Annotated in this window: 19 protein-coding genes; 10 read left to right on the top strand and 9 right to left on the bottom strand. The window is 70.3% G+C overall.

What is annotated here, in order from left to right; genetic code table 11:
- Positions 1–17: 17 nt before the first annotated feature.
- Positions 18–455 carry a hypothetical protein gene (locus tag F8A92_RS00765; protein WP_153502674.1) on the top strand — a complete coding sequence of 146 codons (438 nt, stop codon included), beginning with the start codon at positions 18–20 and terminating at the stop codon, positions 453–455.
- A 782-nt stretch (positions 456–1,237) separates the two neighbouring features.
- Positions 1,238–1,393, top strand: a complete 156-nt coding sequence (locus F8A92_RS00760) for a RusA family crossover junction endodeoxyribonuclease (RefSeq protein ID WP_153502673.1) — start codon at positions 1,238–1,240, stop codon at positions 1,391–1,393.
- A gap of 503 nt (positions 1,394–1,896) precedes the next feature.
- On the opposite strand, the gene F8A92_RS00755 is transcribed toward F8A92_RS00760, so the two are convergent.
- The 4 genes from F8A92_RS00755 to F8A92_RS00740 all read right to left on the bottom strand — a co-directional run bounded on the left by F8A92_RS00755 (position 1,897) and on the right by F8A92_RS00740 (position 6,380).
- Positions 1,897–3,081, bottom strand: coding sequence for a pyridoxal phosphate-dependent aminotransferase (locus F8A92_RS00755; protein WP_153502672.1), 1,185 nt, complete (start codon positions 3,079–3,081; stop codon positions 1,897–1,899).
- Positions 3,082–3,285: 204 nt separating this feature from the next.
- The gene (locus F8A92_RS00750) at positions 3,286–4,737 is read right to left on the bottom strand and encodes a sensor histidine kinase (RefSeq protein ID WP_153502671.1); all 1,452 of its coding nucleotides are present in this window, start codon (positions 4,735–4,737) and stop codon (positions 3,286–3,288) included.
- A gap of 18 nt (positions 4,738–4,755) precedes the next feature.
- Positions 4,756–5,487: a response regulator transcription factor gene (locus tag F8A92_RS00745; RefSeq protein WP_153502670.1), complete on the bottom strand. Its 732-nt coding sequence runs from the start codon at positions 5,485–5,487 to the stop codon at positions 4,756–4,758.
- A 77-nt stretch (positions 5,488–5,564) separates the two neighbouring features.
- Positions 5,565–6,380 carry an HpcH/HpaI aldolase/citrate lyase family protein gene (locus tag F8A92_RS00740; RefSeq protein ID WP_153502669.1) on the bottom strand — a complete coding sequence of 272 codons (816 nt, stop codon included), beginning with the start codon at positions 6,378–6,380 and terminating at the stop codon, positions 5,565–5,567.
- Positions 6,381–6,465: 85 nt separating this feature from the next.
- Between F8A92_RS00740 and F8A92_RS00735 the strand changes: the two genes are divergently transcribed.
- Positions 6,466–7,698 carry an MFS transporter gene (locus F8A92_RS00735; RefSeq protein ID WP_153502668.1) on the top strand — a complete coding sequence of 411 codons (1,233 nt, stop codon included), beginning with the start codon at positions 6,466–6,468 and terminating at the stop codon, positions 7,696–7,698.
- 431 nt (positions 7,699–8,129) lie between these two features.
- On the opposite strand, the gene F8A92_RS00730 is transcribed toward F8A92_RS00735, so the two are convergent.
- The 3 genes from F8A92_RS00730 to F8A92_RS00720 form a co-directional block, all read right to left on the bottom strand.
- Complete coding sequence (locus tag F8A92_RS00730; RefSeq protein ID WP_194291304.1) at positions 8,130–9,605, bottom strand: diacylglycerol kinase family protein; 1,476 nt, start codon at positions 9,603–9,605, stop codon at positions 8,130–8,132.
- 27 nt (positions 9,606–9,632) lie between these two features.
- Positions 9,633–11,264 carry a long-chain fatty acid--CoA ligase gene (locus F8A92_RS00725; RefSeq protein WP_153502666.1) on the bottom strand — a complete coding sequence of 544 codons (1,632 nt, stop codon included), beginning with the start codon at positions 11,262–11,264 and terminating at the stop codon, positions 9,633–9,635.
- 85 nt (positions 11,265–11,349) lie between these two features.
- Positions 11,350–12,927, bottom strand: a complete 1,578-nt coding sequence (locus F8A92_RS00720; protein WP_228389087.1) for a long-chain-fatty-acid--CoA ligase — start codon at positions 12,925–12,927, stop codon at positions 11,350–11,352.
- Between the two features lie 115 nt (positions 12,928–13,042).
- On the opposite strand from F8A92_RS00720, the gene F8A92_RS00715 reads away from it, so the two are divergent.
- The 3 genes from F8A92_RS00715 to panC are packed head-to-tail and all read left to right on the top strand — an operon-like array spanning position 13,043 to position 15,590.
- Positions 13,043–13,852, top strand: a complete 810-nt coding sequence (locus F8A92_RS00715) for a Rossmann-like and DUF2520 domain-containing protein (protein WP_153502665.1) — start codon at positions 13,043–13,045, stop codon at positions 13,850–13,852.
- 50 nt (positions 13,853–13,902) lie between these two features.
- Positions 13,903–14,751 (top strand): 3-methyl-2-oxobutanoate hydroxymethyltransferase, encoded by an 849-nt coding sequence (panB, locus tag F8A92_RS00710; protein WP_153502664.1) that lies wholly within the window; start codon positions 13,903–13,905, stop codon positions 14,749–14,751.
- 5 nt (positions 14,752–14,756) lie between these two features.
- Entirely contained in the window at positions 14,757–15,590 is an 834-nt protein-coding gene (panC, locus tag F8A92_RS00705; protein ID WP_267130029.1) for a pantoate--beta-alanine ligase, read from the top strand.
- A gap of 169 nt (positions 15,591–15,759) precedes the next feature.
- On the opposite strand, the gene F8A92_RS00700 is transcribed toward panC, so the two are convergent.
- Both F8A92_RS00700 and F8A92_RS00695 read right to left on the bottom strand, forming a co-directional pair.
- The gene (locus tag F8A92_RS00700) at positions 15,760–17,655 is read right to left on the bottom strand and encodes an ABC transporter ATP-binding protein (RefSeq protein ID WP_153502662.1); all 1,896 of its coding nucleotides are present in this window, start codon (positions 17,653–17,655) and stop codon (positions 15,760–15,762) included.
- Between the two features lie 100 nt (positions 17,656–17,755).
- Positions 17,756–19,486 (bottom strand): ABC transporter ATP-binding protein, encoded by a 1,731-nt coding sequence (locus F8A92_RS00695; protein WP_153502661.1) that lies wholly within the window; start codon positions 19,484–19,486, stop codon positions 17,756–17,758.
- 378 nt (positions 19,487–19,864) lie between these two features.
- Here F8A92_RS00695 and F8A92_RS00690 point away from each other — a divergent pair, with 378 nt between their 5' ends.
- The 4 genes from F8A92_RS00690 (at position 19,865) to F8A92_RS00675 (ending at position 25,214) form a co-directional block, all read left to right on the top strand.
- Positions 19,865–20,944 carry an IS110 family RNA-guided transposase gene (locus tag F8A92_RS00690; protein WP_323368406.1) on the top strand — a complete coding sequence of 360 codons (1,080 nt, stop codon included), beginning with the start codon at positions 19,865–19,867 and terminating at the stop codon, positions 20,942–20,944.
- Positions 20,945–20,958: 14 nt separating this feature from the next.
- Complete coding sequence (locus tag F8A92_RS00685) at positions 20,959–22,866, top strand: M3 family metallopeptidase (RefSeq protein WP_153502659.1); 1,908 nt, start codon at positions 20,959–20,961, stop codon at positions 22,864–22,866.
- Between the two features lie 200 nt (positions 22,867–23,066).
- Complete coding sequence (locus F8A92_RS00680) at positions 23,067–24,566, top strand: class I adenylate-forming enzyme family protein (RefSeq protein WP_194291303.1); 1,500 nt, start codon at positions 23,067–23,069, stop codon at positions 24,564–24,566.
- A 69-nt stretch (positions 24,567–24,635) separates the two neighbouring features.
- Entirely contained in the window at positions 24,636–25,214 is a 579-nt protein-coding gene (locus tag F8A92_RS00675; RefSeq protein ID WP_153502657.1) for a class I SAM-dependent methyltransferase, read from the top strand.
- Positions 25,215–25,304: the final 90 nt, after the last annotated feature.

Raw genomic sequence — 25,304 nt, 5'->3', positions numbered from 1 at the left:
CACACCTAGGGGGACGCATGGCAGATAACGAGGCAATATCCGTACACATCGTCTTTGATGAAACAAGGCAGCTTAGAGAGGTCGCCGCGATCTTCGAGGGCCTATCGTCGATTATCGACATGGCTGCCGCCGAGGCACGCCCGCCAAGTGTAGAGGTCACGCGGATCCGCAAAGAGAGCCCGTTGGAAGTCACCATGTGGATCACGGGCGTGGGCGGGAGTTTGACCTATCTCGCGAACCGGCTATTGGGGGTTGCCAACAACTGGCAGGATTCCAAGGTCAAGCGCGCTGCGGCGAACGCTGAGGTCGCGGCTCAAGAGGCGCGCAAGATACTCTTGGAGAACCTGTCGGACGGTTTCCATCGCGGACGGCAGGAGGCGACAGCAGCGTTTGCGCTTAGTCACATTCAAGATATGCAAGTGCAGGCGCAAAGAAGCCGCGAAACCGAGGCGTAGCAGAAGAGGTCAAGGAGGCTGGCTTCGAACTCATGTATGCCATTACCCTGTGACACGAACCGGACACGATGCGCCTTTTCGCGGCTTGAAACGTGGTTCCCCGCGTGTCGCTTCCGGGGGCTAGTCATCGCCGAGCACGTTCCTCAGGTACGGCCGTACACCTTCAATGACCGCGTCGTCGCAGCTCTGAAGCGCCATGGGCGATGGCTGGGTAGTCGTTGATCGTCATGAACGGCAGGTTGTCGGCCAACTTCTCGTTCTCGGCCGGCTCTCCATCTATGTCCGCGTACAGGTCGAATACCAGCCACGGCGTACCAGGCGCAGTCGCCGATCGTGTCACCGTAGGTGTTGCCCGGCGTGGTGACGGCCTGGATGTCGGGACCGCCGTGCAGATCACGCGTGAGCCACTCACGCCACTGGCGCACTGTTCGGTCGCCTATGTAGTAGGTGTCCTGCTCGCCTCTCGGGGTTGGGGACGTGTTCGAAGCCCATTAATTCGAACCTGCACCGCTTTCAGAAGCTGCTCAAGCAGTTCGATGATGCGTTCCTGATTGGCTAGCTGCCGCTCGGCGGCGTCCTTCGTGTCGCGGACGTTGCCGATGATGCTCTTCGCCTTGAAGGGGCCGCGCCTACCGTTCATCGCCGTGCCCCGCCTCCAGGATTTCCGTTGGCCCCACAGTCATGCGCTACCGCCAGTGCTGCGACGACGTGCGCGCTGCCCTGCGGATGTATGAGCTACTTACCGAACTGCGCATCACGTTCTTGCTGCCGATGCCCAGGCCATGGTGGGCGCACCGCACAGCTCGAAGCCCGACGTCGACAACCTGGCCAAAGCCTTCATGGATGCGTCCAAGACCGAAGACAGCCACGTTTACAGCTTGCAGGCCGGAAAGTACTGGGCTGAGGCTGGCTCGATCGAGCTGGAGGCGCAGCGATGAGTGCGGGCAAATGCAGAGCCGAGGAACGTCTCCGTTACTGGCGGGCGTGGAACAACCTCGTCGCGGGCGGCCACGAGCCGCTCATGCAGGACCAGGTTGAAGACATAACGGAGGAGGAGTTCGACTCCATCGCAGACTCGTCTTTCGGGCCTCGTCTCAGGCTCAACCTCGCGTTTGCACAGCTCACATCTGAATTGGCCAGAGTGGGAGCCATACAAGTCGCTCTTGAGGTGGTCCTCATGACTGAGCAACTACGCCAGCACTCCCCTGAAACCCTCGCTGGCTACGTACTCGACGGCCGCAGCCTTGCCGCGTGGCACAGCTGTCTGATCACTGACCAGCACACGGCGACGACCTGGGCGGCCTGGACACGCCTCGCAGCCGCTACGGCAGCACCAGCGCAGAGTGCGCCTACTGGCGCGATCCCTGAAAGTGGTCGGCGGCTATCCGCGACCCGCGCCCGCGCGAGCACTGACGGCCAGGGATCGGCGCCCGGTCAGCGGCTACCCGCGGTCGCGCACGTAGTCGCGCAGCCGATCGAACGCCTCGTCGATCTCGGCGTCCGTCCCGGAGAACGAGAACCGGACGAACCGGTCTCCGTCGAGTGCCCGGTCACCGGTCCCGACGGGCGCGAAGTCGATGCCGGGCGTGATCGCGACCCCGGTCGCGTCGAGGACGTCGCGGCACCAGCCGAGCGAGTCGTCGGTGAGGTGGCCGATGTCGACGTACGCGTAGAACGCGCCGTCGGGCGCGATCGCGTCGGTGACGCCGATGTCGGGCAGCCGCGAGATCAGCAGCTCGCGGTTGCGCGCGTATCGCGCGACGTGCTGGCGCAGCTCGATCTGCGCGCTCTCGGTGAACGCACCGAGCGCGGCGGCCTGCGACACCGCCGGCGGGCACAGGTTGAGGTTGCCCAACAGGAGCTCGACGGGCCGCGCGAGGTGCTCGGGCAGCAGCAGCCAGCCGAGCCGCCAGCCGGTCATCGAGAAGTACTTCGAGAACGACCCGACGACGACCGCCTCGCGACCGTGCTTCCAGGCAGTCTGCGCCACGGTGTCGCCGTAGGTGATGCCGTGGTAGATCTCGTCGCTGATCAGCAGGCAGTCGTTGGCCTCGCACCAGTCCACGACGGCGGCCAGGTCGGCGTCCGGGATGACGGTGCCGGTGGGGTTGGCCGGGCTGGCCAGCACCAGACCGGCCGGCTTCTGCGGCAGCGCCTCGAGCATCTCGACGGTCGGCTGGTAGCGCGTCTGCGGCCCGCAGTCGAGCTCCACGACCTCGCAGCCGAGGGTGTGCAGGGTGTTGCGGTAGGCCGGGTAGCCCGGCCTGGTGACGACCACGCGGTCGCCCGGGTCGAACGCGGCCAGGAACACCGCCGTGAAGCCGGCCGACGACCCGGTGGTGAGCACGATCTGATCCGGGCCGACGTGGACGCCGTACCACTGCTCGTAGTGCGCGGCGATCTGCTCGCGCAGGTCGCGGTTGCCCACCGCCTCGGTGTAGCCGAGAACGCCGTCACCGATCGCCCGGGTCGCCGCCTCCCGGGCATCGACGGGAGCCCCGGTCGAGGGCTGGCCGACGCAGAGCAGGATCACGTCGTTGTGCGTCTGCTGCCGTACGGCGACTGCCTTGAGGATCTCCATCACGTGGAACGGCGGGGTCTCGCTGCGGCGGCTCAGGCGACTCATGCCTCCATCCTGCCCGCCCGCACCGACCGCGCCCCGCGCGAGGTGCGGGACGACGCCGTCCACGCTCGCCGCTCGAGCGCCGCCGACGCCGGGGGACGCCGCCGACGCCGGGGGACGCCGCCGACGCCGCCGACGCCGCTCGAGCGCCGCCGACGGCGGGGGACGCTGCGGACGGCGGAGGACTCGGGGCCAGGGCGAGGGCTGTCAGGGCCGCGGACCCGGATCCAGCGGGAGGGTGACGGTGAACAAGGTGTGGCCGGGGCAGCTTTCGACGGTCACAGTGCCGCCGTGCGAGCCGGCGACCGCGGAGACGATGGCCAGTCCTAGACCGGTCGAGCCCTTCTCCCGCGAGCGCGAGGAGTCGCCGCGGGCGAACCGGTCGAACACCGACGGCAGCATCTTCTCCGGTATGCCGGGACCGTTGTCCAGCACGCTGATCACGGCCGAGCGGCCGTCCTCCGAGCGGCTGAGGGACGTCGTGACGACGGTGCCCGGCGGGGTGTGGGTGCGGGCGTTGGCGAGCAGGTTGGCGAGCACCTGGTGCAGCCGGGCCCGGTCACCGATCACGACGACCTCGTCGTCGGGCAGCTCGAGATTCCACCGGTAGTCCGGTCCGGCCGCGTGCGCGTCGCTGACCGTGTCGACGATCAGGTCGGCCAGGTCGACCGGCTTGCGCTCGAGGGGGCGGCCGGCGTCCAGCCGCGCCAGCAGCAGGAGGTCCTCGACGAGGGAGGTCATCCGCACCGACTCCGACTCGACCCGGCTCAGGGCGTGCGCCACGTCGCCGGGGACGGCGTCGCGCGAGCGCCGCGCGAGCTCGGCGTACCCCCGGATCGCGGCCAGCGGCGTCCGCAGCTCGTGCGAGGCGTCGGCGACGAACGACCGGACGCGCTGCTCGGACTGCTGGCGGGCGTCGAGGGCGCTCTCGACGTGGCTGAGCATCTGGTTCAGCGCCTGCCCGACCTGGCCGACCTCGGTCCGCGGATCGGCGTCGCGCGGCGACACCCGCTCGGCGAGCTGCACGTCTCCCTCGTGCAGCGGGAGGTCGCTCACCCGCTGGGCGGTGTCCGCGACGCGGCGCAGCGGGGCGAGCATGCGACCGATGAGCCCGGCGGAGGCGGCGGCGGCGACGACCAGCACGATGCCTGCGACGGCCAGCTCGATGAGCACCAGCCGCTGGACGGTCTCGTACGCGCCGTGCAGGGGCAGGCCGGTGATGAACAGTCCGTCGTCGGTCTCGACCGCGACCAGCCGGTACTTGCCGAAGTGGTTCAGATCGACCGACGTCGGGCCGGACGGCGTCGTGATCTGTGCGAGCTGCAGCGCGACGCCGACGGTGCACAGGTTGGGGGCGCCGTCCTGATCGAGCCATCCGCAGTCGGTCAGCACGCCGTCGATGCTCAGCGCGGCGATCGTCCCGACCTCCTGGCCGGGCTGCACGAGGCCGCTCGGCGAGCTCTCGGGGTGGCCGCCGCCGTCCGGGCTGTGATCGCCGTTGTCGTAGCGCAGCGCGCGCTCGGACGCCGCGTTCAGCTGCTCGTCGACCCGGTCGACGAGGAATCCGCGCAGGATCAGCGGGAGCGCGATGCCGATCGCCAGACAGGCCGCTGCGAGCAGCCCGGTGACCGACAGGACGAGCCGCTTGCGCAGGCTCATCACGCGACGCTGCACGGGCTACTCGGCGGGTTTGAGGACGTAGCCGGCGCCGCGCATGGTGTGGATCATCGGGGCCCGCCCGGCGTCGATCTTCTTGCGCAGGTAGGAGATGTAGAGCTCGACGACGTTGGCCTGGCCGCCGAAGTCGTAGTTCCACACCCGATCGAGTATCTGCGCCTTGCTGAGCACCCGCTTGCGGTTGCGCATCATGAACCGCAGCAGCTCGAACTCGGTCGCGGTCAGGTTGATCTCGTCACCGCCGCGACGTACCTCGCGGGAGTCCTCGTCGAGCGTGAGGTCGCCGACGACGAGCAGCGTCTCGTGCTCCTCGGCGGCCATCGCGCCGCGGCGCAGCAGGGAGCGGACCCGCGCGACGACCTCCTCGAGGCTGAACGGCTTGGTCACGTAGTCGTCGCCACCGGCGGTGAGCCCGATGATCCGGTCCTCCACCGAGTCCTTTGCGGTCAGGAACAGCACCGGGATCTTCGAGTCGTCGGCGCGCAGCCGGCGCAGCACCTCCAGGCCGTCGAAGTCCGGCAGCATCATGTCGAGGACGACGGCGTCCGGCCGGAAGTCGCGCGCGGTGCGCACCGCACTCGTGCCGTCGAGCGCGGTCCGCACGTCCCAGCCCTCGTAACGCAGCGCCATGGAGATCAGCTCGGCGAGGGTGCTCTCATCGTCGACGACGAGGATCCGGGGTGCCTGTCCGTCGGGACGGCGCAGCTCGGCGCGATCGGCGGTGTTGCTCATGGCAGTCATGGTCCCAGACTCGCGCACGCGCCTGGGGAGCCGCTGAGCGAATCCTGTGAGACCGCTGTGCCGAAGCGTCAGGCGCGGGCGAGGATGTCGCGTGCCTTGAGCAGCACCGGGCGGTCGACCATCTCGCCGTCCACCTGCACCGCCGCGCCCTCGAGCGCCCCCGCGCCGTCCACGATGCGGCGCGCCCAGGCGACCTCCTCCTCGGACGGCGCGATCGCCTCGTGCACGACCGCCACCTGGCGAGGATGGATGCACAGCTTCCCGCGGAATCCCAGATCGAAGGCGCGCCGGGTGCGGCGCGCCATGAGGTCGTCGTTGCGGAAATCACCCAGCACACCGTCCATCGGGCCGGGCAGCCCGGCCGCGCGAGAAGCCAGGGTGATGGCGCTGCGCGCGAACAGCAGCTCGTCCTCGTCGTCCGACCGCGGCTCGATCCCGGCGTCCAGCGCGAAGTCCAGGTTGCCGAAGCTGAGCCTGGTGACCCCCGGTACCTGAGCGAGCGCCGCGACGTCGCGGACGCCGAGGGCGCTCTCGACAAGCAGCAGCAGCGGCGTGCCGGCCAGCCGCTCGGCCACCGCGCGCACCGCCTCGGCGTCCTCCGCCTTCGGCAGCATCACCCCGGTGACACCGGGTGCGCCGGCGACGGCCGCCAGGTCGGCGTTGTGCCACGGCGTACCCACCGCGTTGATCCGGACAACCCCGGGAGCCTGCGCCAGGCCCTCGACGGCGAGCGCGCGGGCGGCGTCCTTCGCCTCCGGCGCGACGGCGTCCTCGAGATCGGCGATGAACCCGTCGGCCCCCGAGGCCGCGGCCTTGGCGAACAGCTCGGGCTTGCCGCCGGGCACGAAAAGCAGCGTCCGCGCATCGGCAATCGTGGTCGTCATGGCGCCTCCCGGTCGACGGCGGCAGGCTCGCGCCGCCTGCTCAACAGTCTGACAGTTCGTTAGGCCCGTTAACTATGGTGGGTCGGTGAGCGGAACGGGCTATCGGCACGGCGAAGCGGGCTTCCGTCGCGCGTCGGCGGCCCTGTTCGCCGGCTCGTTCGCGTCGTTCGGTCTGCTGTACACGACCCAACCGCTGCTGCCGGGGTTCTCCCGCGAGTTCGGTATCTCGCCCAGCACGGCGGCGCTCTCCATCAGCTTCACGACGCTGGCGCTCGGCGTCGCCCTGCTGTTCGCCGGCCAGCTCAGCGAGATCGTCGGGCGGACCCGGATGATGCGCTGGTCGCTCGTCCTCGGCGCCGTCGCCGCCGCCTCCGGCGCGCTGGTCACCGCCTGGCCGTGGATGCTGGCGCTGCGCGCCGTTACCGGCCTGCTGCTGGCCGGCTTCCCGGCCGTCGCGATGGCTTACCTCCGGGAGGAGATCCACCCTGACTCGCACGCGCGGGCGACCGGGCTGTACGTCGGGGGCACCGCGCTGGGCGGGATGGCGGGCCGCCTCGTGGCCGGCGGCCTCGCGCAGGCGGCCGACTGGCGGTGGGCGATGGCCGGGTCCGCGGCGTACGGCCTACTGTGCGCCGTCGCCGTCATCGCGCTGCTGCCCGAGTCCCGCAACTTCCACGCCGCTCCCCGCGGGCTGAAGGTCTCGGTGCACGCGTTCGTCGACGTACTGCGCGACCGCACCCTGCTCGGCCTGTACGCCATCGGGGCGATCAGCATGGGCTCGTACGTCGCGGTCTTCAACCTCACCGGGTATCGCCTGGAAGAGGCGCCGTACCTGCTCCCGGTCGGCATCGCCGGTCTCGTCTACCTCGTCAACCCGCTCGGCGCCGCCTCCTCCACGTTCGCCGGGCGGGCCGCCGAGCGGTTCGGCCGCCGGGCGGTGGTGCCGCTCGCGTTCCTGGTCACCATCGGCGGCGTGCTGCTCACCCTCGCCGCGCCGCTGTGGATGTTCATCGCCGGGCTCGGGACCATCACCATCGGCTTCTTCGCCGTGCACGGCGTCGCCAGCGGCTGGACGTCGGCGCGCGCCTTCCTCGGCCACCGCTCGATCGGGTCGGCGGCGTCGATGTACCTGTTCGCCTACTACATCGGCTCGTCGGTGTTCGGCGCGCTGGCCGGCACCGCGTGGCGGCACGGCGGCTGGCCGACCCTGACCGTCGCGGTCCTCTGCTGCCTCACCGTCGGGCTCGCGATCTCGCTGCTGCTGCGCCGTACACCCGCCCTGAAGGCGGCCGAGACTCCCGCGAGGACCTCGATCTAGCGGCGGCGTCGAGACGTCGGGGGTCCGGCGAACTGTCGACTACCGGCGTCTCGACATCGCTCGTTCCTCGCTCGCTCGACGACCATCGGTGGTGCTTGGCGACCGTTGGGAGCTACGCGGCGGACGGCGACGGCCGCCCCGACGACGTCCACGAGACGGCGCGACCCAGCACGTCTACGGTCGTCGAGCGAGCGGAGCCGCAAGGCGAAGCGACGTCGAGACGCCGTACGGCGCACTGTGGACTCACCCCGCCGTGGTCCGGCGAACTGTCGACTACCGGCGTCTCGACATCGCTCGTTCCTCGCTCGCTCGACGACCATCGGTGGTGGTCGACCCGGGGCGCTCGACGACCATCGGTGGTGCTCGGCGACCATAGGCGGTGGTCGACCCGGGGCGCTCGACCCCGGGCGCTCGACGAGCGTTGGGATGCGTCAGATGGTGGGGTTCTTGGGCTGGTAGACGGTGAGCGCGCCGCGCCGGACGCCGAACGCCAGCGACTTCTGCGGGTCGTCGACCTCGCCGTCGCGCGAGACGAGGATCTCCGACTCGAGCACCTCGACGTTCATCGACGACACCACGCGCCGCTGGTAGAGCGCGGAGTGCTCGAGCCTGCCGGTCAGCGTCGCCCACAGCAGCCGCGGGCCGATCGCCCGCTTGTCGCTGACCAGGATCCGCACGTCGAGGACGCCGGTATCCATACGGGGACGCAGGGCGGGCGCGAAGTCGAGCGGCAGGTACTCGCCGTTGCCGACGAAGAACAGCATCGCCGTGACCGGCTCGCCGTTGATCCGCAGGTGCGCCTTGGGTTGCGACTTCAGCAGCCGGCGAGCCGCGATCACCGCGGCCAGCCGCTTGCCGTATCGGGGCTGCAGCTTCTCGCGCTCGGTGACGAACTCCGGGTACGTCCCGACGCTCGCGGTGTTCAAGAAGATCTTCTCGCCCATCGTCGCCACGTCGATCCGGGTCCCGAAACCGCCGGTGACCGCCTCGATCGCGTCGGCGACCTGCGGCACGCGCACGTCCTTGGCGAAATGGTTGAAGGTGCCGCCCGGGAACACGGCGAGCGGCAGGTCGTGCTTCATCGCGATCTGCGCGATCGCCACGACGGTGCCGTCGCCGCCGGAGACCCCCAGTGCCTTCGCGCCACGCGCGACGGCGTCCTCGGCGACCTCGAGGAGGTCCGCGTGCGGCTCCAGCGTGATGAGCTCGGCCTTCGGCAGGCCGGCCTTGATCTCGTCGGTGATCGGGGCCTTGTCCACGCCGGACTTCTCGTTGACGATCACGACCAGGCCGGCGCCCTCGGGAAGGGCGCCGATCTCGACCTGCTCGGGCATCTCCTCGTCGGTGACGACCGGCAGCACCGGCGGGAACACCTTCGCGCCGAGCGCCGCGACCCCCGCCCCGACGGCGAAGCCGGTGAGGACGTCGCTCGGATAGTGCGCGCCGGTCGCGACGCGCGAGGTGCCGACGCCGAGCGCGAGGACGCCGAGCGCGGCGCCCAGCGGGGCGTTCTCGAAGGCGACCGCGGTCGCGAACGCGGCGGCGCTGGCCGAGTGCCCCGACGGGAACGACGACGACGTCGGCATCCGCTTGGCCTGCCGGCGCAGCGGCACCAGGTTGCCGTCCGGGCGGTTGCGCCAGTGCAGCCGCTTGAGGCCCTGGTTGGTGACCAGGCTCGAGACCGCCACTGTGCCCAACCCGCGGGCGGCGGCGCGCTTCGAGCGACGTCCGCCGAACACGCGCATCGCCGTCGCCAGGCTCATCCAGAGCACCGAGTAGTCGGCGGCTCGCGACAGCGCCGGCATCGTGCGATCGAGCACCGGGCTGTGCGCGGCCGCGAGCGCTCCGTACACGCGCTCGTCGAGCGCCGCGACGGCGCGCAGCGCGCCGGGGCCCTTCAGCACCATCCTGGCCTGCTTCACCCGGCCCATGCCTCAGCGCCCGGCCGCGTCGGGAAGCTGGTATCCGGCGTACGCGTCGCGCAGGTCCTTCTTGGAGAACTTGCCGACGCTGGTCTTGGGCACCTCGTCGATGAATTCGACCGCGTCCGGCATCCACCACTTGGCGATCTGCGGGGCCAGGAACTCGAGGATCTCCTGCTTCTTCTGCTCGCTCGGCTCGACGCCGTCCTTCAGGACGACGCACGCCAGCGGGCGCTCGGTCCACTTCGGGTGCGGGACGCCGACGATGGCGGCCTCCCGCACGTCCGGGTGCGCCATCAGGATGTTCTCGACGTCCACCGAGGAGATCCACTCACCGCCGGACTTCACCAGATCCTTCGTCCGGTCGACGATCCGGATGACGCCCTCGGGCGTGATGGCCGCGATGTCGCCGGTGCGCATCCAGCCGTCCTCGGTCGACAGCGGCGTCTCGCCCTTGAAGTACTCGCGGGCGATCCAGTTGCCGCGCACCTGCAGCTCTCCGGTGCTCTCGCCGTCCCACGGCTGCGCCTCGCCGGTCTCCAGGCTGGCCACCCGCGCCTGCACGCCGCCGACGATCGTGCCCGCCTGGGCGGCGACGTCCAGCAGCTCGTCGGGGCTCTTGCCGAGGTCGCGGCGCTGCGGCTTGGCGATGGACGCGACGGGGCTGGTCTCGGTCATCCCCCAGCCCTGCAGCATCGGCACGCCGACCCGGTCCCGGAACTCCTTGATCAGCGCGCGCGGCACGGCCGAGCCGCCGGACGTGATCGCGCGCACCGCGCTGAAGTCGTACTGGTCCAGCAGCGGCAGCATCCCCTGCCAGATGGTGGGCACGCCCATGCCGATGGTGATCCGGTCGTCCTGGAAGATCCGGGCCAGCGCGGCCGGGGACATGTCCGAGCCCGGGAACACCAGCTCGGCGCCGCACATCGGCGCGGCGTAGGGCATCCCCCACGCGTTCGCGTGGAACATCGGGACGACGACCAGGGCGCGGTCGGTGTTGGCGACCGCGATCGTCATGCTCGAGGTCATGCCCATCGCGTGCAGCCACGTCGAACGGTGCGAGTACAGCACGCCCTTGGGGTTGCCGGTGGTGCCGGAGGTGTAGCACATGCCGGACGCCGTGTTCTCGTCCTCGACGAAGAACTGGGCAGGGGCGCGGTCGGCGATGAGCTGCTCGTAGTCCAGGAACCGCTCGCCGTCGACGACCTCCGGTCCCGAGCCGTCGTCGATGACGATGACCTTCTTGACCGTCGGCGACTGGTCGAGGATCGGCAGGAACAGCGGCAGCAACGAGCGGTCGACGAAGACCGCCTCGTCCTCCGCGTGGTTGACGATGTAGACGAGCTGCTCGGGGAACAGCCGGATGTTCAGGTTGTGCATCACCCGGCCGGTGCACGGAATCGCGTAGTACAGCTCGAGGTGCTGGTGGTGGTTCCAGCAGAAGGTCCCGACGCGGGCGTCGTCCGACAGGCCGAGCTCGTCGAGGGCGGTGCCGAGCCGGCGGACCCGCTTCGCCCAGTCGCCGTAGGTGTACTCGTGCGGAGCCGGACCGCGGGTGATCACCTTGTGGTCGGGGAACATCGACTCGCACCGCTCGAAGATGTCGACGATCGTCAACGGCGCGACCTGCATGAGTCCTTGCATGGCTCTCCTTGTGCTGGCATCCACGACCGCCGAGCCGCTCGGTCGTCACCGCGACCGGTCGGTTCCAGCAGTCGGGGGACGGTAACTAGCCCCGAGCGTACTGGGCCCGCAAAGTGGGCTTGGTGACCTTGCCCGAAGCGTTACGCGGCAGCGCGTCGACGAAGTGCACCGCCTTGGGCTGCTTGTACTTCGCCAGCTTCCCGGAGACGTACTCGAGCAGCTGCTGCTCGGTCAGCTCTGCGCCGACGACCGGCGCGACCACCACGACCGGCACCTCACCCCACTTCTCGTGCGGCTGCCCGATGACGGCCGCCTCGAGGACCCCGGGGTGCGACTGGACGGCGGCCTCGACCTCCGCGCAGTAGATGTTCTCCCCGCCGGAGATCAGCATGTCCTTGAGCCGGTCGACGACGTAGACGAAGCCCTCCTCGTCGACCCGCACGAGGTCCCCGGAGTGGAACCAGCCGCCCGCGAACGCGTCGGCCGTGGCCTCGGGCCGGTTCCAGTAGCCGAGCATCATGTTCGGCCCGCGGTATACGATCTCGCCGACGTCGCCCTGCGGTACGTCGTTCATCGCCGGGTCGACCACGCGGGCCTCGACGCCCGCGATGGGCTTGCCCACCGAGCCGATCTTGCGGATCGCGTCCTTGGCCTCCAGCGAGCAGGTCACCGGCGACATCTCGGTCTGCCCGAACACGGCCACGTTCTCCACGCCCGGGAAGGTGCGGTCCATCGCCTCGAGGATGGCCTTGGTCGTCGGGGCGGCGCCCCACGAGATGCGCCGCAGCGTGGTGATCGGCGGGTCCAGCGGCGGCAGCGCGCACACCGCCTGCCACTGGGTCGGGACCAGGAAGCACTGCGTCACGCCCTCGTCGCGGATCATCTCCAGGGTGGCCTGCGGGTCGAAGGCGCCGAGCCGCTGGATGACCGTGTGGCCGCCGACCCGGAAGTTCGGCAGCAGCCCGCCGATGCCGGCGATGTGGAACAGCGGTACGCCGCAGAGGTTGACCTCGTCCGGCCCGGAGATCTTGAAGGCGATGATGACGTTGTGCACCTGCGCCAGCAGGTTCGCGTAGCTCAGCATCGCGCCCTTGGGCAGGCCGGTGGTGCCCGAGGTGTACATGATCGCGCAGAGCTCCTGCTCCTCGACGTGCACGTACTCGTGCTCGTCGCCGCCGGTGGCCAGGAACTCGCCGAACGGCTGCGCGCCGCTGTCGCTGTCGCCGACCACGAGGTGCACCTTCAGGCCCGCGCGGGCGGCGTCCTCGAGGTGGTCGAACGCCGCGTCGATCACCAGCGCGCTCGCCCCGGAGTCGGTGAGCAGGAAGGTCAGCTCCGGCGGTGCGAGGCGGAAGTTCATCGGCACCGCGACCGCGCCGAGCCGCCAGGCCGCCCAGATCGTGATGACGTGCTCCAGGTGGTTCATGCAGACCGTCGCGACCCGGTCACCGCGGCCGAGGCCCGACGCGCGCAGCGCGTTGGCCAGCCGGGTGACCTGCCGGTCGAACTCGCCGTAGGTGAGCGTGTCGTCGCCGCACTTGAACGCCAGCTTGTCGGGGTCCGTGCGCGCCATCCGGGTGAGGTGCGCGCTGAAGGCCCAGGAGCGGGCCTGCTGGATATCGGGCGTCTCCGGGATCGAACCGGGGTAGAGGGGCTGGGTCACGGCAGGCTCCTGGGTCGTGGCGGTATCCGCACGAGCCTACCCAGAGTTGACATCACTGTCATGTCCGTCGTGTCCGGCGGTCGCGCCCGACGGCGCGCTCTGAAACACTCGGGGCGTGAAGGTGACAGTCCTCGGCCGGGGCCGGGTGGGCACGGCGCTCGCCGAGGCGCTCGGCGCCGCCGGAGTCGAGGCGCGGCTGCTGCCCGGCCGCAGCCTGCCCGACGTCTCCGGGCTCGTCGCGCTGTGCGTGCCGGACGACGCGATCGAGACGACCGCGACGCGGCTCGCCGCCTCCCTCGATGCCGCGGGTCCCCCTGCGGGCAGCGCCGTCGTGCACTGCTCGGGCGCGCTCGGGCTCGAGCCGCTGCGCCCGCTGGCGGACGCCGGCTGCGCGGTCGGCGCCTGGCATCCCCTGCAGGCCTTCGCGACCACCCGGACCGGCATCCGTGACGGCATCACCTGGGCGATCACCGCCGGGGAGCCGCTGCAGACGGCGCTGCACGGGCTCAGCGAGCGGCTGGGCGGCCACCCGATCGACCTCGCCGAGCCGGATCGCGCGCGCTATCACGCGGCCGCCGTGCTCGCCGCGAACTACTCCGTCACGCTGATCGCGCACGCCACCGAGCTGCTCGCCGGCTGCGGCGTAGAGCGCCGGCCGGCGCTCGACGCGCTGCTGCCGCTGATGTACAGCACGCTGGACGGGCTCGCGGCCCACGGGCTGCCGGACGGGCTCACCGGACCGGCCGTCCGCGGCGACGTCGGCACCCTGCGGCGGCACCTGGCGGCGTTGGACGACAGCGACCAGGCCACCCTGTACCGGGCGTGCGGCCTGGCCACGCTCGGGCTGGTCGCCGAGCGCGGCGTGCCCGCCGACGTCGTCCAGCAGATGCGGATCCTGCTCACACCCCCACGACAGGATCGTTAGCAACGCTTACGATCGGTCCCCAACCGGCCCCCACCGACCCGGAGGAATGCATGGTCCGCCGAAACTCGATCGCCGATCTCGCGGCGATGAAGGCCGAAGGACGGCCGATCGCCATGATCACCGCCTACGACTACACCGCCGCGGCGCTGGTGGAGCGCAGCGGGATCGACCTCATCCTCGTGGGTGACTCGCTGGGCATGGTGATGCAGGGCCGCGACTCGACGCTGCCGGTCACCGTCGACGACATCATCTACCACACCAAGATGGTGATGCGCGGCTGCTCGCGGCCGCTGGTCATCTCCGACCTGCCGTTCATGTCGTACGCCCAGCCCTCCGACGCGCTGCGCAACGCGGCCCGGCTGATGACCGAGGCCGGCTGCCAGTCGGTGAAGCTGGAAGGCGGCGCTGCGCGGGCCGCCACCATCGAGGCCCTGGTCGCCGAGGGCGTGCCGGTGATGGGCCACCTCGGCTTCACCCCGCAGTCGGTCAACACCATCGGCATGAAGGTGCAGGCGCGCGAGTCGGACGCCGCGGCCCGGCTGCTACGCGACGCGCTCGCGCTGCAGGAGGCCGGCGCGTGGGCCGTCGTCCTCGAGCTGATCCCCGCTCCCCTGGCGGCGGCGATCACCGAGCGGCTCAGCGTGCCCACGATCGGGATCGGCGCCGGCGCCGGATGCTCCGGACAGGTGCAGGTCTGGCACGACCTGCTCGGCCTCTACGAGGACTTCGTGCCGCGGCACACCCGCCGCTACCGCACGCTCGGCGACGAGATCGTCGGCGGCCTCGAGGAGTACGCCGACGACGTCCGCAACGGGCGATTCCCGACCGCGGCCAACAGCGCGAAGATGGACGCCGACGTCCTGCAGCGCGCCCTGGGCTCGCTGGAGGGCGAGCGGTGAAGGTCGTGACCACGCGGGCCGAGCTGCGCGCCGCCCGCGCCGAGCACGGCACGCTGGGCCTGGTGCCCACGATGGGCTTCCTGCACGACGGCCACCTGTCCCTGGTGCGGCGCGCGAAGGAGGACTGCGGCTCGGCGATCGCCTCGATCTTCGTCAACCCGCTGCAGTTCGGGCCGAAGGAGGACCTCGCGACGTACCCGCGCGACCTCGACCGCGACCTCTCGCTGCTGGAGGCGACCGGCTGCGACCTGGTGTGGACGCCGGGTGACGAGGACGTCTACCCGCCCGGGTTCGACACCTACGTGGACGTGCACGGCATCACCGACGTCCTCGAGGGCGGCCGCCGTCCGGGGCACTTCCGCGGCGTCAGCACGGTGCTGTCGGTGATCTTCAACGTCGTCCAGCCCACCCGCGCGTACTTCGGGCAGAAGGACGCGCAGCAGGTCGTCGTCGTCCGCAAGCTGGTCCGCGACCTCGGGATGCCGCTGGAGGTCGTCGCCGCCGCGACGGTCCGCGAGCCCGACGGGCTGGCGATGTCCAGCCGCAACACCTACCTCGACCCGACCGAGCGCGAGCGCGCGGTCGTGCTGCGCCGCGCGCTGGACGCCGTCGAGAAGGCGTGGCAGGACGGCGAGATCCACGGCGCCGCGCTGCGCTCGGCGATGAGCGCGGTGCTCGCGGCCGAGCCGCTGGCCGAGCCGGACTACGTCAGCATCGCGCACCCCGACACCCTCGAGGAGCTCGACCACGTCGACCCCTCGGTCGGCGCGCTCGCCTCGATGGCCGTGCGGCTCGGCAAGCCGCGGCTGCTCGACAACGTCGTCCTGCTGCCGCGCTGAGCGGTCGAATCAGACGCCGTCCAGTCGGAGCGCCCGCCATCTCGACGTCGTCGGTCGCTGCGCGACACTCCTCGCTCGACGACCGTGATCGTCGACGACCGTGAGGATCGACGACCGCGAGGGCCGACGACCGTGAGGAGCGCGCTACGTCTCGGGGAGGACGGGCCCCTCAGCGCTCGGGCTCGAGCGCGGCGGTGAACTGCGAGTTGTACAGCCGCCAGTAGGCGCCCTCGCGCTCGAGCAGCGACTCGTGGGTGCCCTGCTCGACGATCTGGCCGTCCTCCATCACCAGGATCAGGTCGGCGTCGCGGATCGTCGAGAGGCGGTGCGCGATCACGAACGACGTCCGGTCGCTGCGCAGCGCCGACATGGCGTGCTGTACGAGCAGCTCGGTGCGGGTGTCGACCGAGGACGTGGCCTCGTCGAGGATCAGCAGCGACGGCTCGGCGATGAACGCCCGCGCGATGGTGATGAGCTGCTTCTCGCCGGCGGAGATGTTCGAGGCCTCCTCGTCGATGACGGTCTCGTAGCCGTCCGGCAGCGAGTGCACGAACCGGTCGACGTACGTCGCACGCGCCGCGGCGAGGATCTCCTCGTCGGTCGCGTCGGGCTTGCCGTAGGCGATGTTGGCGCGGATCGTGCCGCCGAACAGCCAGGAGTCCTGCAGCACCATCCCGATCCGGTCGCGCAGCTGGTCGCGGGGCATCGTGGCGATGTCGACGCCGTCGAGGGTGATGCGGCCGGCGTCCAGCTCGTAGAACCGCATGATCAGGTTGACCAGGGTCGTCTTCCCGGCGCCGGTGGGGCCGACGATGGCGACCGTCTGGCCCGGATCGGCGACCAGCGACAGGTCGCTGATCAGCGGCTTGTCGGGGCTGTAGGCGAATGACACGTGCTCGAACTCGACCCGGCCCGGGCCCGGCTCCCCCGGGTACGCCGGCGGCTCGGGCGACTCCTCCGCGGCGTCCAGCAGCGCGAAGACCCGCTCGGCGCTGGCCACCCCGGACTGCAGCAGGTTGGCCATCGACGCGACCTGGGTGAGCGGCTGGGTGAACCGCTGGGAGTACTGGATGAACGCCTGCACGTCGCCGAGGGTCATCGCGCCGGAGGTGATCCGGATGCCGCCGATGACCGCGATCGCGACGTAGTTCAGGTTCCCGATGAAGAACATGACCGGCATGATCATGCCGCTGATGAACTGGGCGCCGAACGCGGCCTCGTACAGCTTCTGGTTGGTCGCGTCGAAGGCCGCCGAGACCTCCTTCTGGCGGCCGAACACCTTCACCAGCTCGTGACCGGTGAAGGCCTCCTCGATCTGCGCGTTGAGCTGGCCGGTGTGCTTCCACTGCGCGACGAACTTCTTCTGCGAGCGCTTGCCGATGAACGCGGTGACCAGCCCGGACAACGGGATGGTGATCAGCGCGATGATCGCCAGCAGGGGCGAGATCACGAACATCATCACGACGACGCCGATGACCGTCAGCAGCGCGGTGAGCAGCTGGGCGAGGGTCTGCGTGAGCGTCTGCGCGATGTTGTCGATGTCGTTGGTGACCCGGCTGAGGATCTCGCCGCGCGGCTGCCGGTCGAAGTACGACAGCGGCAGCCGGTGCAGCTTGTCCTCGACGGCCCGGCGCATCCGGCGGATCGTGACCTGCACGGCGTCGTTGAGCAGGTAGCCGGTCAGCCATTGGAACAGCGAGGACACGACGTACAGCGCGAGCACCGCCAGCAGCGTGTTGCGCAGGCTCGCGAACGCGATGCCCTGCCCGGGCACGAACGGCATCGCCGACAGGACGTCGGCGAGGCGGGCGTTGCCGGACGCGCGGATCCCGTCGATGACCTCCTGGCGGGAGACCCCGGGCGGGACGTTCTTGCCGATCGAGCCGCCGAAGATGATGTCCATCGCGTGGCCGAGGATCTTCGGGGCGATCACCGACAGCACGACGCTCACCACGGCGAGCGCGACGACGGTGCTCACCTTCGCGCGCTCCGGCGCGAGCCAGCCCATCAGCCGCCGGGTCGAGGGCCAGAAGTTCAGCGACTTCTCCACCGGCTGGCCCATCATGGCGTGCGGCGGGCCGCCCTGGCGGCGGCCGGCCTGCGGAAGCCGGGCCGGTGCCGCCTCCTCGACGCCCGCCCCGCGGTCGCCGGCTCCTTCGGGCTGCTCATCCGGCCACCTCCGCCGTGGCCTGGGACTCGACGATCTCGGCGTACGTCGGGCAGCTGTCGAGCAGCTCGTGGTGGCGGCCGCGGCCGACGACGGCGCCGTCCTCGAGGACGAGGATCTGGTCGGCGTCGATGATGGAGGACACCCGCTGCGCGACGACGATGACGACCGCGTCGCCGGTGACCGGCCGCAGGGCCGCGCGCAGGCGCGCGTCGGTGCCGAGGTCGAGCGCGGAGAACGAGTCGTCGAAGAGGTAGATGGCCGGCTTGCTGACCAGCGCGCGGGCGATGGACAGCCGCTGCCGCTGGCCGCCGGAGACGTTGGTGCCGCCCTGCGCGATCGGCGCGTCGAGGCCGCCGAGACGCAGCACGAAGTCCTCGGCCTGCGCGATCCGCAGCGCCTCCCACAGGTCGTCGTCGGTGGCGGCCGGGTTGCCGTAGCGCAGGTTCGACGCGACCGTTCCGCTGAACAGGTACGGCCGCTGGGGCACCAGGCCGATGCCCCGCCACAGCACCTCCGGGTCGAGGTCGCGGACGTCGGTGCCGTGGATCCGCACGGCGCCGCCGGTGACGTCGACCAGGCGCGGGATGAGGTTCAACAGCGTCGTCTTGCCGGCGCCGGTGGAGCCGATGATGGCCGTCGTGCGGCCCGGCTCCGCCGTGAAGCTGATGTCGCGCAGCACCGGCTCCGCGGCGCCGGGGAACTTGAACCGGACGCGCTCGAGGCGGACCGTGGTGTCTCCGGGGACCTCCCGGACCGGGTTCTCGGGTGGGACGACGGACGAGCGCGTGTCGAGCACCTCCATGATGCGTTCGGCGCTGACCGCGGCCCGCGGGATCATCATCATCATGAAGGTCGCCATCATCACCGACATCAGGATCTGCATCAGGTAGGCGAGGAAGGCCGTCAGGGAGCCGACCTGCAGCTCGCCGGACTCGACGCGCTGGGCGCCGAACCACAGGACGGCGGCGCCGGAGACGTTCAGCACGAACATCACCAGCGGGAAGATCGTCATCATGTAGCGCCCGGCGGACGTCGCGACCGCGGCGAGCCGGCCGTTGGCATCGTCGAACCGCTCGACCTCGTGGTCCTCGCGGACGAACGCCCGGATGACGCGGATGCCGGTGATCTGCTCACGCAGGACGCCGTTGACCTCGTCGACCAGGGCCTGGTTCTGGCGGAACAGCGGGATCATCCGGCGGATGATCAGCATGATCGACACGGCCAGCGCCGGGACGCTGACCAGCATGAGCCAGGACAGCCCGACGTCCTGCCGCAGCGCCATGATGACCCCGCCGGTCGCCATGATCGGCGCCGTGATCATCATGCCGAAGGTCATCACCACCAGCAGCTGCACCTGCTGGACGTCGTTCGTCGTGCGGGTGATCAGCGACGGGGCGCCGAACTGCCCGACCTCGCGGGCCGAGAACTCACCGACCCGGTTGAACACCGAGGACCGCACGTCGCGCCCGAACCCCATCGCCGTCCGCGCTGCGAGGTAGGTCGCGGCGATGCTGCAGGTGATCTGCAGCGCGGTGACCACGAGCATCCAGCCGCCGGTCGACCAGATGTAGCCGCTGTCGCCGGTGGCGATGCCCTTGTCGATGATGTCGGCGTTCAGGCTGGGCAGGTAGAGATTCGCCATCGTCCCGACCAGCTGGAGGGCGATGATCCCGGCGATCAGCCTCTTGTATCCGGCCAGATGTGTGCGCAACAACCGCAGCAGCATGGTGTCCCCTCTTGACCAGGGAAGCGTAGGCCCGAGGGGCAACAGATTTTCGCTCGTTCGCCGTGGGCGTAGGGGATCGGGCCGATTCCTGGGCGGGTGTGCGGCCGTTCGCCGTGGGCGTAGCGGAGGATCGGGGCTTGGGTCCGCGGCCCTCGATAGCCTCGTGTCAGTGTCAGGGTGAAGTGCCGCTTACGCGGTGGTTGGATCCTGAGCATCCGTTGTCTGGCTCATAGCCTCGGTGCCGACCTTCGGGTCTGGCGAGCATGCGTTTTGCCGGCAGCGGGTGTGAAGGACCGGCCGGCGTGACTTTATAGGAGCGTGGCGACGCCCCCACTGAGATGTGTCCGCCGACCGGCCCAACCGTCCGATCACTGTCCAGTGAAGGAGGCAACCACCATGGTTGTAGTTGGCGCGGATGTGCACAAGCGGACGCACACTTTTGTCGCGGTCGACGAGGTCGGCAAAGAGCTCGGGCACAAGACCTTCCCGGCCACGACCCCTGGTCACCAGGACGCGGTGAGGTGGGCTCGGGCGCGCTTCGGCGAGGAGCTGTTGTGGGCCATCGAGGACTGCCGTCACCTGTCCGCGCGTCTTGAACGTGATCTGCTTACGGCGGGCCAGTCGGTGGTGCGAGTGCCGCCGAAGATGATGGCCGAGCAGCGCCGCGTCGCTCGCACCCGCGGGAAGTCCGACCCGATCGACGCGCTCGCTGTCGCGCGGGCGGCACAACGTGAACCGGATCTGCCGGTCGCGACCCATGACGAGACCTCTCGGGAGCTCAAGCTCCTGGTCGACAGGCGCGATGACCTGGTCAAACACCGCACTTCGACGATCTGCCGTCTGCTGTGGCACGTCCACGAGATCGACCCCGAGTTCGCACCGCCGAAGGCATCGCTGGACCGCGCCGTGCGCCAGCAGCAGCTGGCCGACGCGCTGGCACGCCTGCCCGGGATCGTGGCGGAGCTTGCTCGTGACGAGCTCGCTGACGTGATTGAGCTGACGAGGCGAATCAACGCGCTCGAGCGGCGCATCACCGGCCTTGTCGAGCACGCGGCACCCACCCTGCTCGCGATGCCCGGCGTGGGTGCGTTGACCGCGGCCAAGATCGTCGGTGAGACCGCCGGGGTAGCCCGGTTCAAGTCTGAGGCCGCCTTCGCCCGTCACGCCGGGATCGCGCCGATCCCGGTCTGGTCGGGCAACACTGCCGGCCGGGTCCGGCTCACCCGATCCGGCAACAGACAGCTCAATGCCGCGGTCCACCGCATCGCTGTCACCCAGATCCGGCTCGACGGGCTCGGAAAGACCTACTACGAGAAGAAGAAGGCCGAGGGCATGTCCACCCCCGAAGCTCTGCGCTGTCTGAAACGGCGCCTCGCTCGCGTTGTCTTCAACCACCTGGTCACTGACCAGATCACCCACAAAGCAGCATCCGCACCTGGACTCGCGGCCGCTGCTTGACATAGGAGAAACCCATGACTTTGCAGCTGCCACCCAACGAGACCGCCCACTCCTGGATCGCCGAGCAGGGCACGGCCGCGCTCGCGGCCGGTCGCGAGATCGTCCAGCGCATCAAGGCCGATCCGACCGCCGGCGCCCTCGACGTCCTCGACAGGTGGAACGAGCTGGCCATCGCGGTCGGCGAGGTGAGCGCGATCGCGGGCAGCTTCTCCGAGCTGCACCCCTCCGAGGCGGCGCGGGACGCAGCCGACCTGGTGAGCCAGGACATCGCCAAGCTGTACACCGAGATCGGGCTCGATCGCGAGCTGTACGACGTGTTCGCCGGGCTGAGCGAGGACGGGCTCGACGAGCAGGCGCTGCGGCTGCTGCAGAAGGTCCGCCAGGACTTCACCCGCTCCGGCGTCGACAAGGACGACGCGACCCGCGCGCGGATCACCGAGATCAACGAGCGCATGGTCGTGCTCAGCCAGGACTTCGGCAAGCACCTGCGCGACGACGTCCGCGGCATCGACGTCGCCCCGGCGTCCCTGCAGGGGCTGCCGCAGGACTGGATCGACGCGCACCCGGCCAGCGACGCCGGCACCGTGCACATCACCACGGACTACCCGGACATGATCCCGTTCAGCACGTTCAGCACGGACGCCGCCGCGCGCCGCGCGCTGCGCCTGGAGTTCCTCAACCGGGGCTGGCCGGCCAACGACGCGATCCTGCAGGAGCTGTTCGCGCTGCGGCGCGAGTACGCGACCCTCCTGGGCTATGACTCGTGGGCCGACTACAACGCCGAGACCAAGATGATCGGCGACGGCGCCGCGATCGCCGCGTTCATCGACAAGATCGCGGCCGCCGCCGAGGAGTCGGGCCTGCGCGACCGCGAGGTGGTGCTGCGGCGCCTGCAGCAGGACCGCCCCGAAGCCACGACGATCGACGCCGCCGACCTGGGCTACTACGCCGAGCTCGTCCGCAAGGAGCAGCTGGACGTCGACGCCCAGAAGGTCCGCACCTACTTCGACTTCACCAAGGTCCGCGCCGGCCTGCTCGACGTCACCGGCAAGCTCTTCGGCCTGCGCTACGAGCCGGTGGACGCCGGCTTGTGGCACGAGGACGTCACGTCGTACGACGTGTACCTCATCGACGGCGGCGAACACCTCGGTCGGATCCACCTCGACCTGCACCCGCGCGAGGGCAAGTTCAAGCACGCCGCGCAGTTCAGCCTGGTCAACGGCATCGCGGGCCGCCAGCTGCCCGAGGGGGTGCTGGCGTGCAACTTCAGCCGAGGGCTCATGGAGCACTCCGACGTCGTCACGCTGTTCCACGAGTTCGGCCACCTCGTGCACCACATCGTCGCCGGCCGGCAGCGGTGGGCCCGGTTCTCCGGCGTCGCCACCGAGTGGGACTTCGTGGAGGCACCCTCGCAGATGCTCGAGGAGTGGGCGTGGGACGCCGACATCCTGCAGACCTTCGCCACCGACGCCGCCGGCGAGCCGATCCCGCGGGAGCTCGTCGACGCGATGCGCAAGGCCGACGACTTCGGCAAGGGCTACCAGGCCCGTACCCAGATGTTCTACGCCGCCGTGTCGTACTGGTTCCACACCCGGCAGTACGACGACCTGACGGCGCGGCTGGTCGAGCTGCAGGCGCAGTACAGCCTGTTCCCGTACATCGACGGCACCCACTTCCACGCGTCGTTCGGCCACCTCGACGGGTACTCCAGCGGCTACTACACGTACATGTGGTCGCTGGTGATCGCCAAGGACATGTTCAGCGCGTTCGACCGCGACGACCTCTACGCGCGGGACGCCGCCACCCGCTACCGCGACCGGGTGCTCGCGCCCGGCGGCACCAAGGACGCCGCCGACCTCGTCGAGGACTTCCTCGGCCGCCCGTACTCCTTCGACGCGTTCGCGGCCTGGCTCGCCGAGTAGCCCTGCCCTGATGCGGTGGCTTCTCCCCCGCTAACGGGCGATTACCGGGGTAGAAGCCACCGCATTCGGGACCTCGCGGGCGCGGGGAGGGGCGCGTCGGTGGGGTGGGGGCGCCTAGGCAGACCGTCGCCGGGAGTCCTAGGGTTGGTGCAGCAGTTCGGCGTACGGCAGCAGGGTGGTCAAAGGTGTTCGAGGCGGCGGTGTCTCCCTTCCAGCTCCTCGAGTGGTGGTCGCACCTGCCGGAGCGCCCCTTCGCGAGCTACGAGAACCCCGCCGGCCGGGTTCTGAAGGTCACCTACGCCCAGCAGGTCGAGCGGTCGCTGCGCGCCGCCGCGGTGCTGCGCCAGCTCGGCGTCCACCGCGGCAACCGGGTGCACGTCCACCTGCCCAACTGCCCGGAGTTCCTCGACCTTTGGCTGGGCGCCAACGCGATCGGCGCGGTCCTGGTGCCCACGAACCCGCTGTCGAGCGTGGACGAGCTGCGGCACTTCCTCACCGACTCGGGTGCCTCGGCGAGCATCGCCGACGACGACCTCATCGACGCGGTGAAGGAGGCGATCGCGCCGGGCATCCGGGTGCTCAGCCGCAGCGAGCTCACGACGAAGGCGGCCGCGGTCACGCCGACCCACTCGGCTCCCGCGCTCGGCACCGACCTCGCCGCGATCCTGTACACCTCGGGCACGACCAGCAGGCCCAAGGGCGTGCTGGTGACCAACGCCAACTACCTGGCGGTCGGCACCGCCTGCGCACAGCATTACAGCGTCGGACCCGACGACCGCTGGCTCATCGTGCTGCCGTTCTTCCACGCCAATGCGCAGTACTACCCGACGATGTCCGCGCTGCGGGTCGGCGCGTCGATCGCCGTCATGCCGTCCTTCAGCGCCACGAAGTACGGCGCCCAGGTGCGGCGGCACCGCGCGACGCTCGCGTCGCTGTTCGCGGCGCCGATCCGGATGATCCTCGCGCAGCCCGAGAGCCGCCACGACAAGTACTCGACGCTGCGGACCACGATGTTCGCGCAGGCGGTCACCAACGATCAGGCGGCCAAGTTCGAGAGGCGCTTTCGCACCCGGCTCATCCACGGCTACGGCATGACCGAGACGGTCATCCCGCCGACGCTCAACCCGGTCGGGCCGGAGCGCCGCCCGGACTCCATGGGCAAGCTGCTGCCGGGCGTGCAGGTGCGGATCGTCGGCGAGGACGGCTCCGAGGTGCCGGACGGCGAAGCGGGCGACCTGCACGTGGCCGGCGAGCTCGGCGTCACCATCGCCGCCGGCTACTGGCACAACCCCGAGGCCACCGAGGAGACGTTCGGCGGCGGCTGGCTGCGCACCGGTGACGTCGTACGCCGCGACGCCGACGGCTTCTTCTACTTCGTCGACCGCTCGAAGGACATGATCAAGCGGGCCGGCGAGAACGTCGCCGCCGGCGAGGTCGAGCGGGTCGTCAACGAGCACCCGAGCGTCTTCGAGTGCGCGGCGATCGGGGTGGCCGACGAGATGCGCGACGAGAGCATCGTCGTGTACGTCGTGATCGCCGAGGGCCACGCCTTCGACGGCGAGGCGCTGGACGCGTGGTGCCGCGAGCGGCTGGCGAAGTTCAAGGTGCCCAGCCGGTTCGTCCAGGTCGCCGAGCTGCCCCGCACGTCGGTCGGCAAGATCCGCAAGACCGTCCTGCGCGAGCTCGCCGCGCGCAGCTAGACCGCGTGCGGTGACGTCGTTCGGCGATCGATTCCCGGCCCGAGCACGGGCTGGCACGAAGGAGACGACATGGACGCTTCCGACTGGGATCGCCGCTACGCAGAGGCACGGCAGTGGTCCGTCGAACCGAACCAGACGGCGGCACGGCTGATCTCCGCCCTCCCGGCCGGCCGGGCGCTGGACGTCGCCGCGGGCGAGGGCCGGATGGCGCTGTGGCTGGCCGCGCAGGGATGGCGGGTGGAGGCGCTCGACTTCTCCGCCGTCGGCCTGCAACGCGGCCAGCAGCACGCGGCAGCGGACGCCCGCGTCTCCTGGCGCGTGGCCGACGTCCGCACCGCCGACCTCGGCGAGCGGGATTTCGATCTGGTGCTGGTCCTGTACCTGCACCTGCCGCGGGCCGACATGCGTGACGTGCTCGCCCGGTGCGCCGCGGCGGTCCGACCCGGTGGCCACCTGCTGGTCCTCGGTCACGACCGTGAGAACCTGTCGCGCGGCGTCGGCGGCCCGCAGGAGGACGCCGTCCTGTACGACACCGCGCTGCTCGGCGAGGCGGTCGACGGCTGGCAGGTCGCGCAGCTCGAGCAGATCGAACGCTCGACGGACAGCGGTACCGCGATCGACACGCTGCTTTTCGCCCGCCGCCCCTGACCGGGGCGCAGGCGTCCCCGGTCGTGGACTGCTGCGCACCACCGGAACCACGACCGCTCTCGCCGGCCGCCGGGAAGGTGATCACCCGTC

This window comes from Cumulibacter manganitolerans (assembly GCF_009602465.1).
Classification (GTDB): Bacteria; Actinomycetota; Actinomycetes; order Mycobacteriales; family Antricoccaceae; genus Cumulibacter; species Cumulibacter manganitolerans.
Note: the sequence above shows the minus strand (reverse complement) of the source record. Positions and strands in the feature narration are given on the sequence as shown.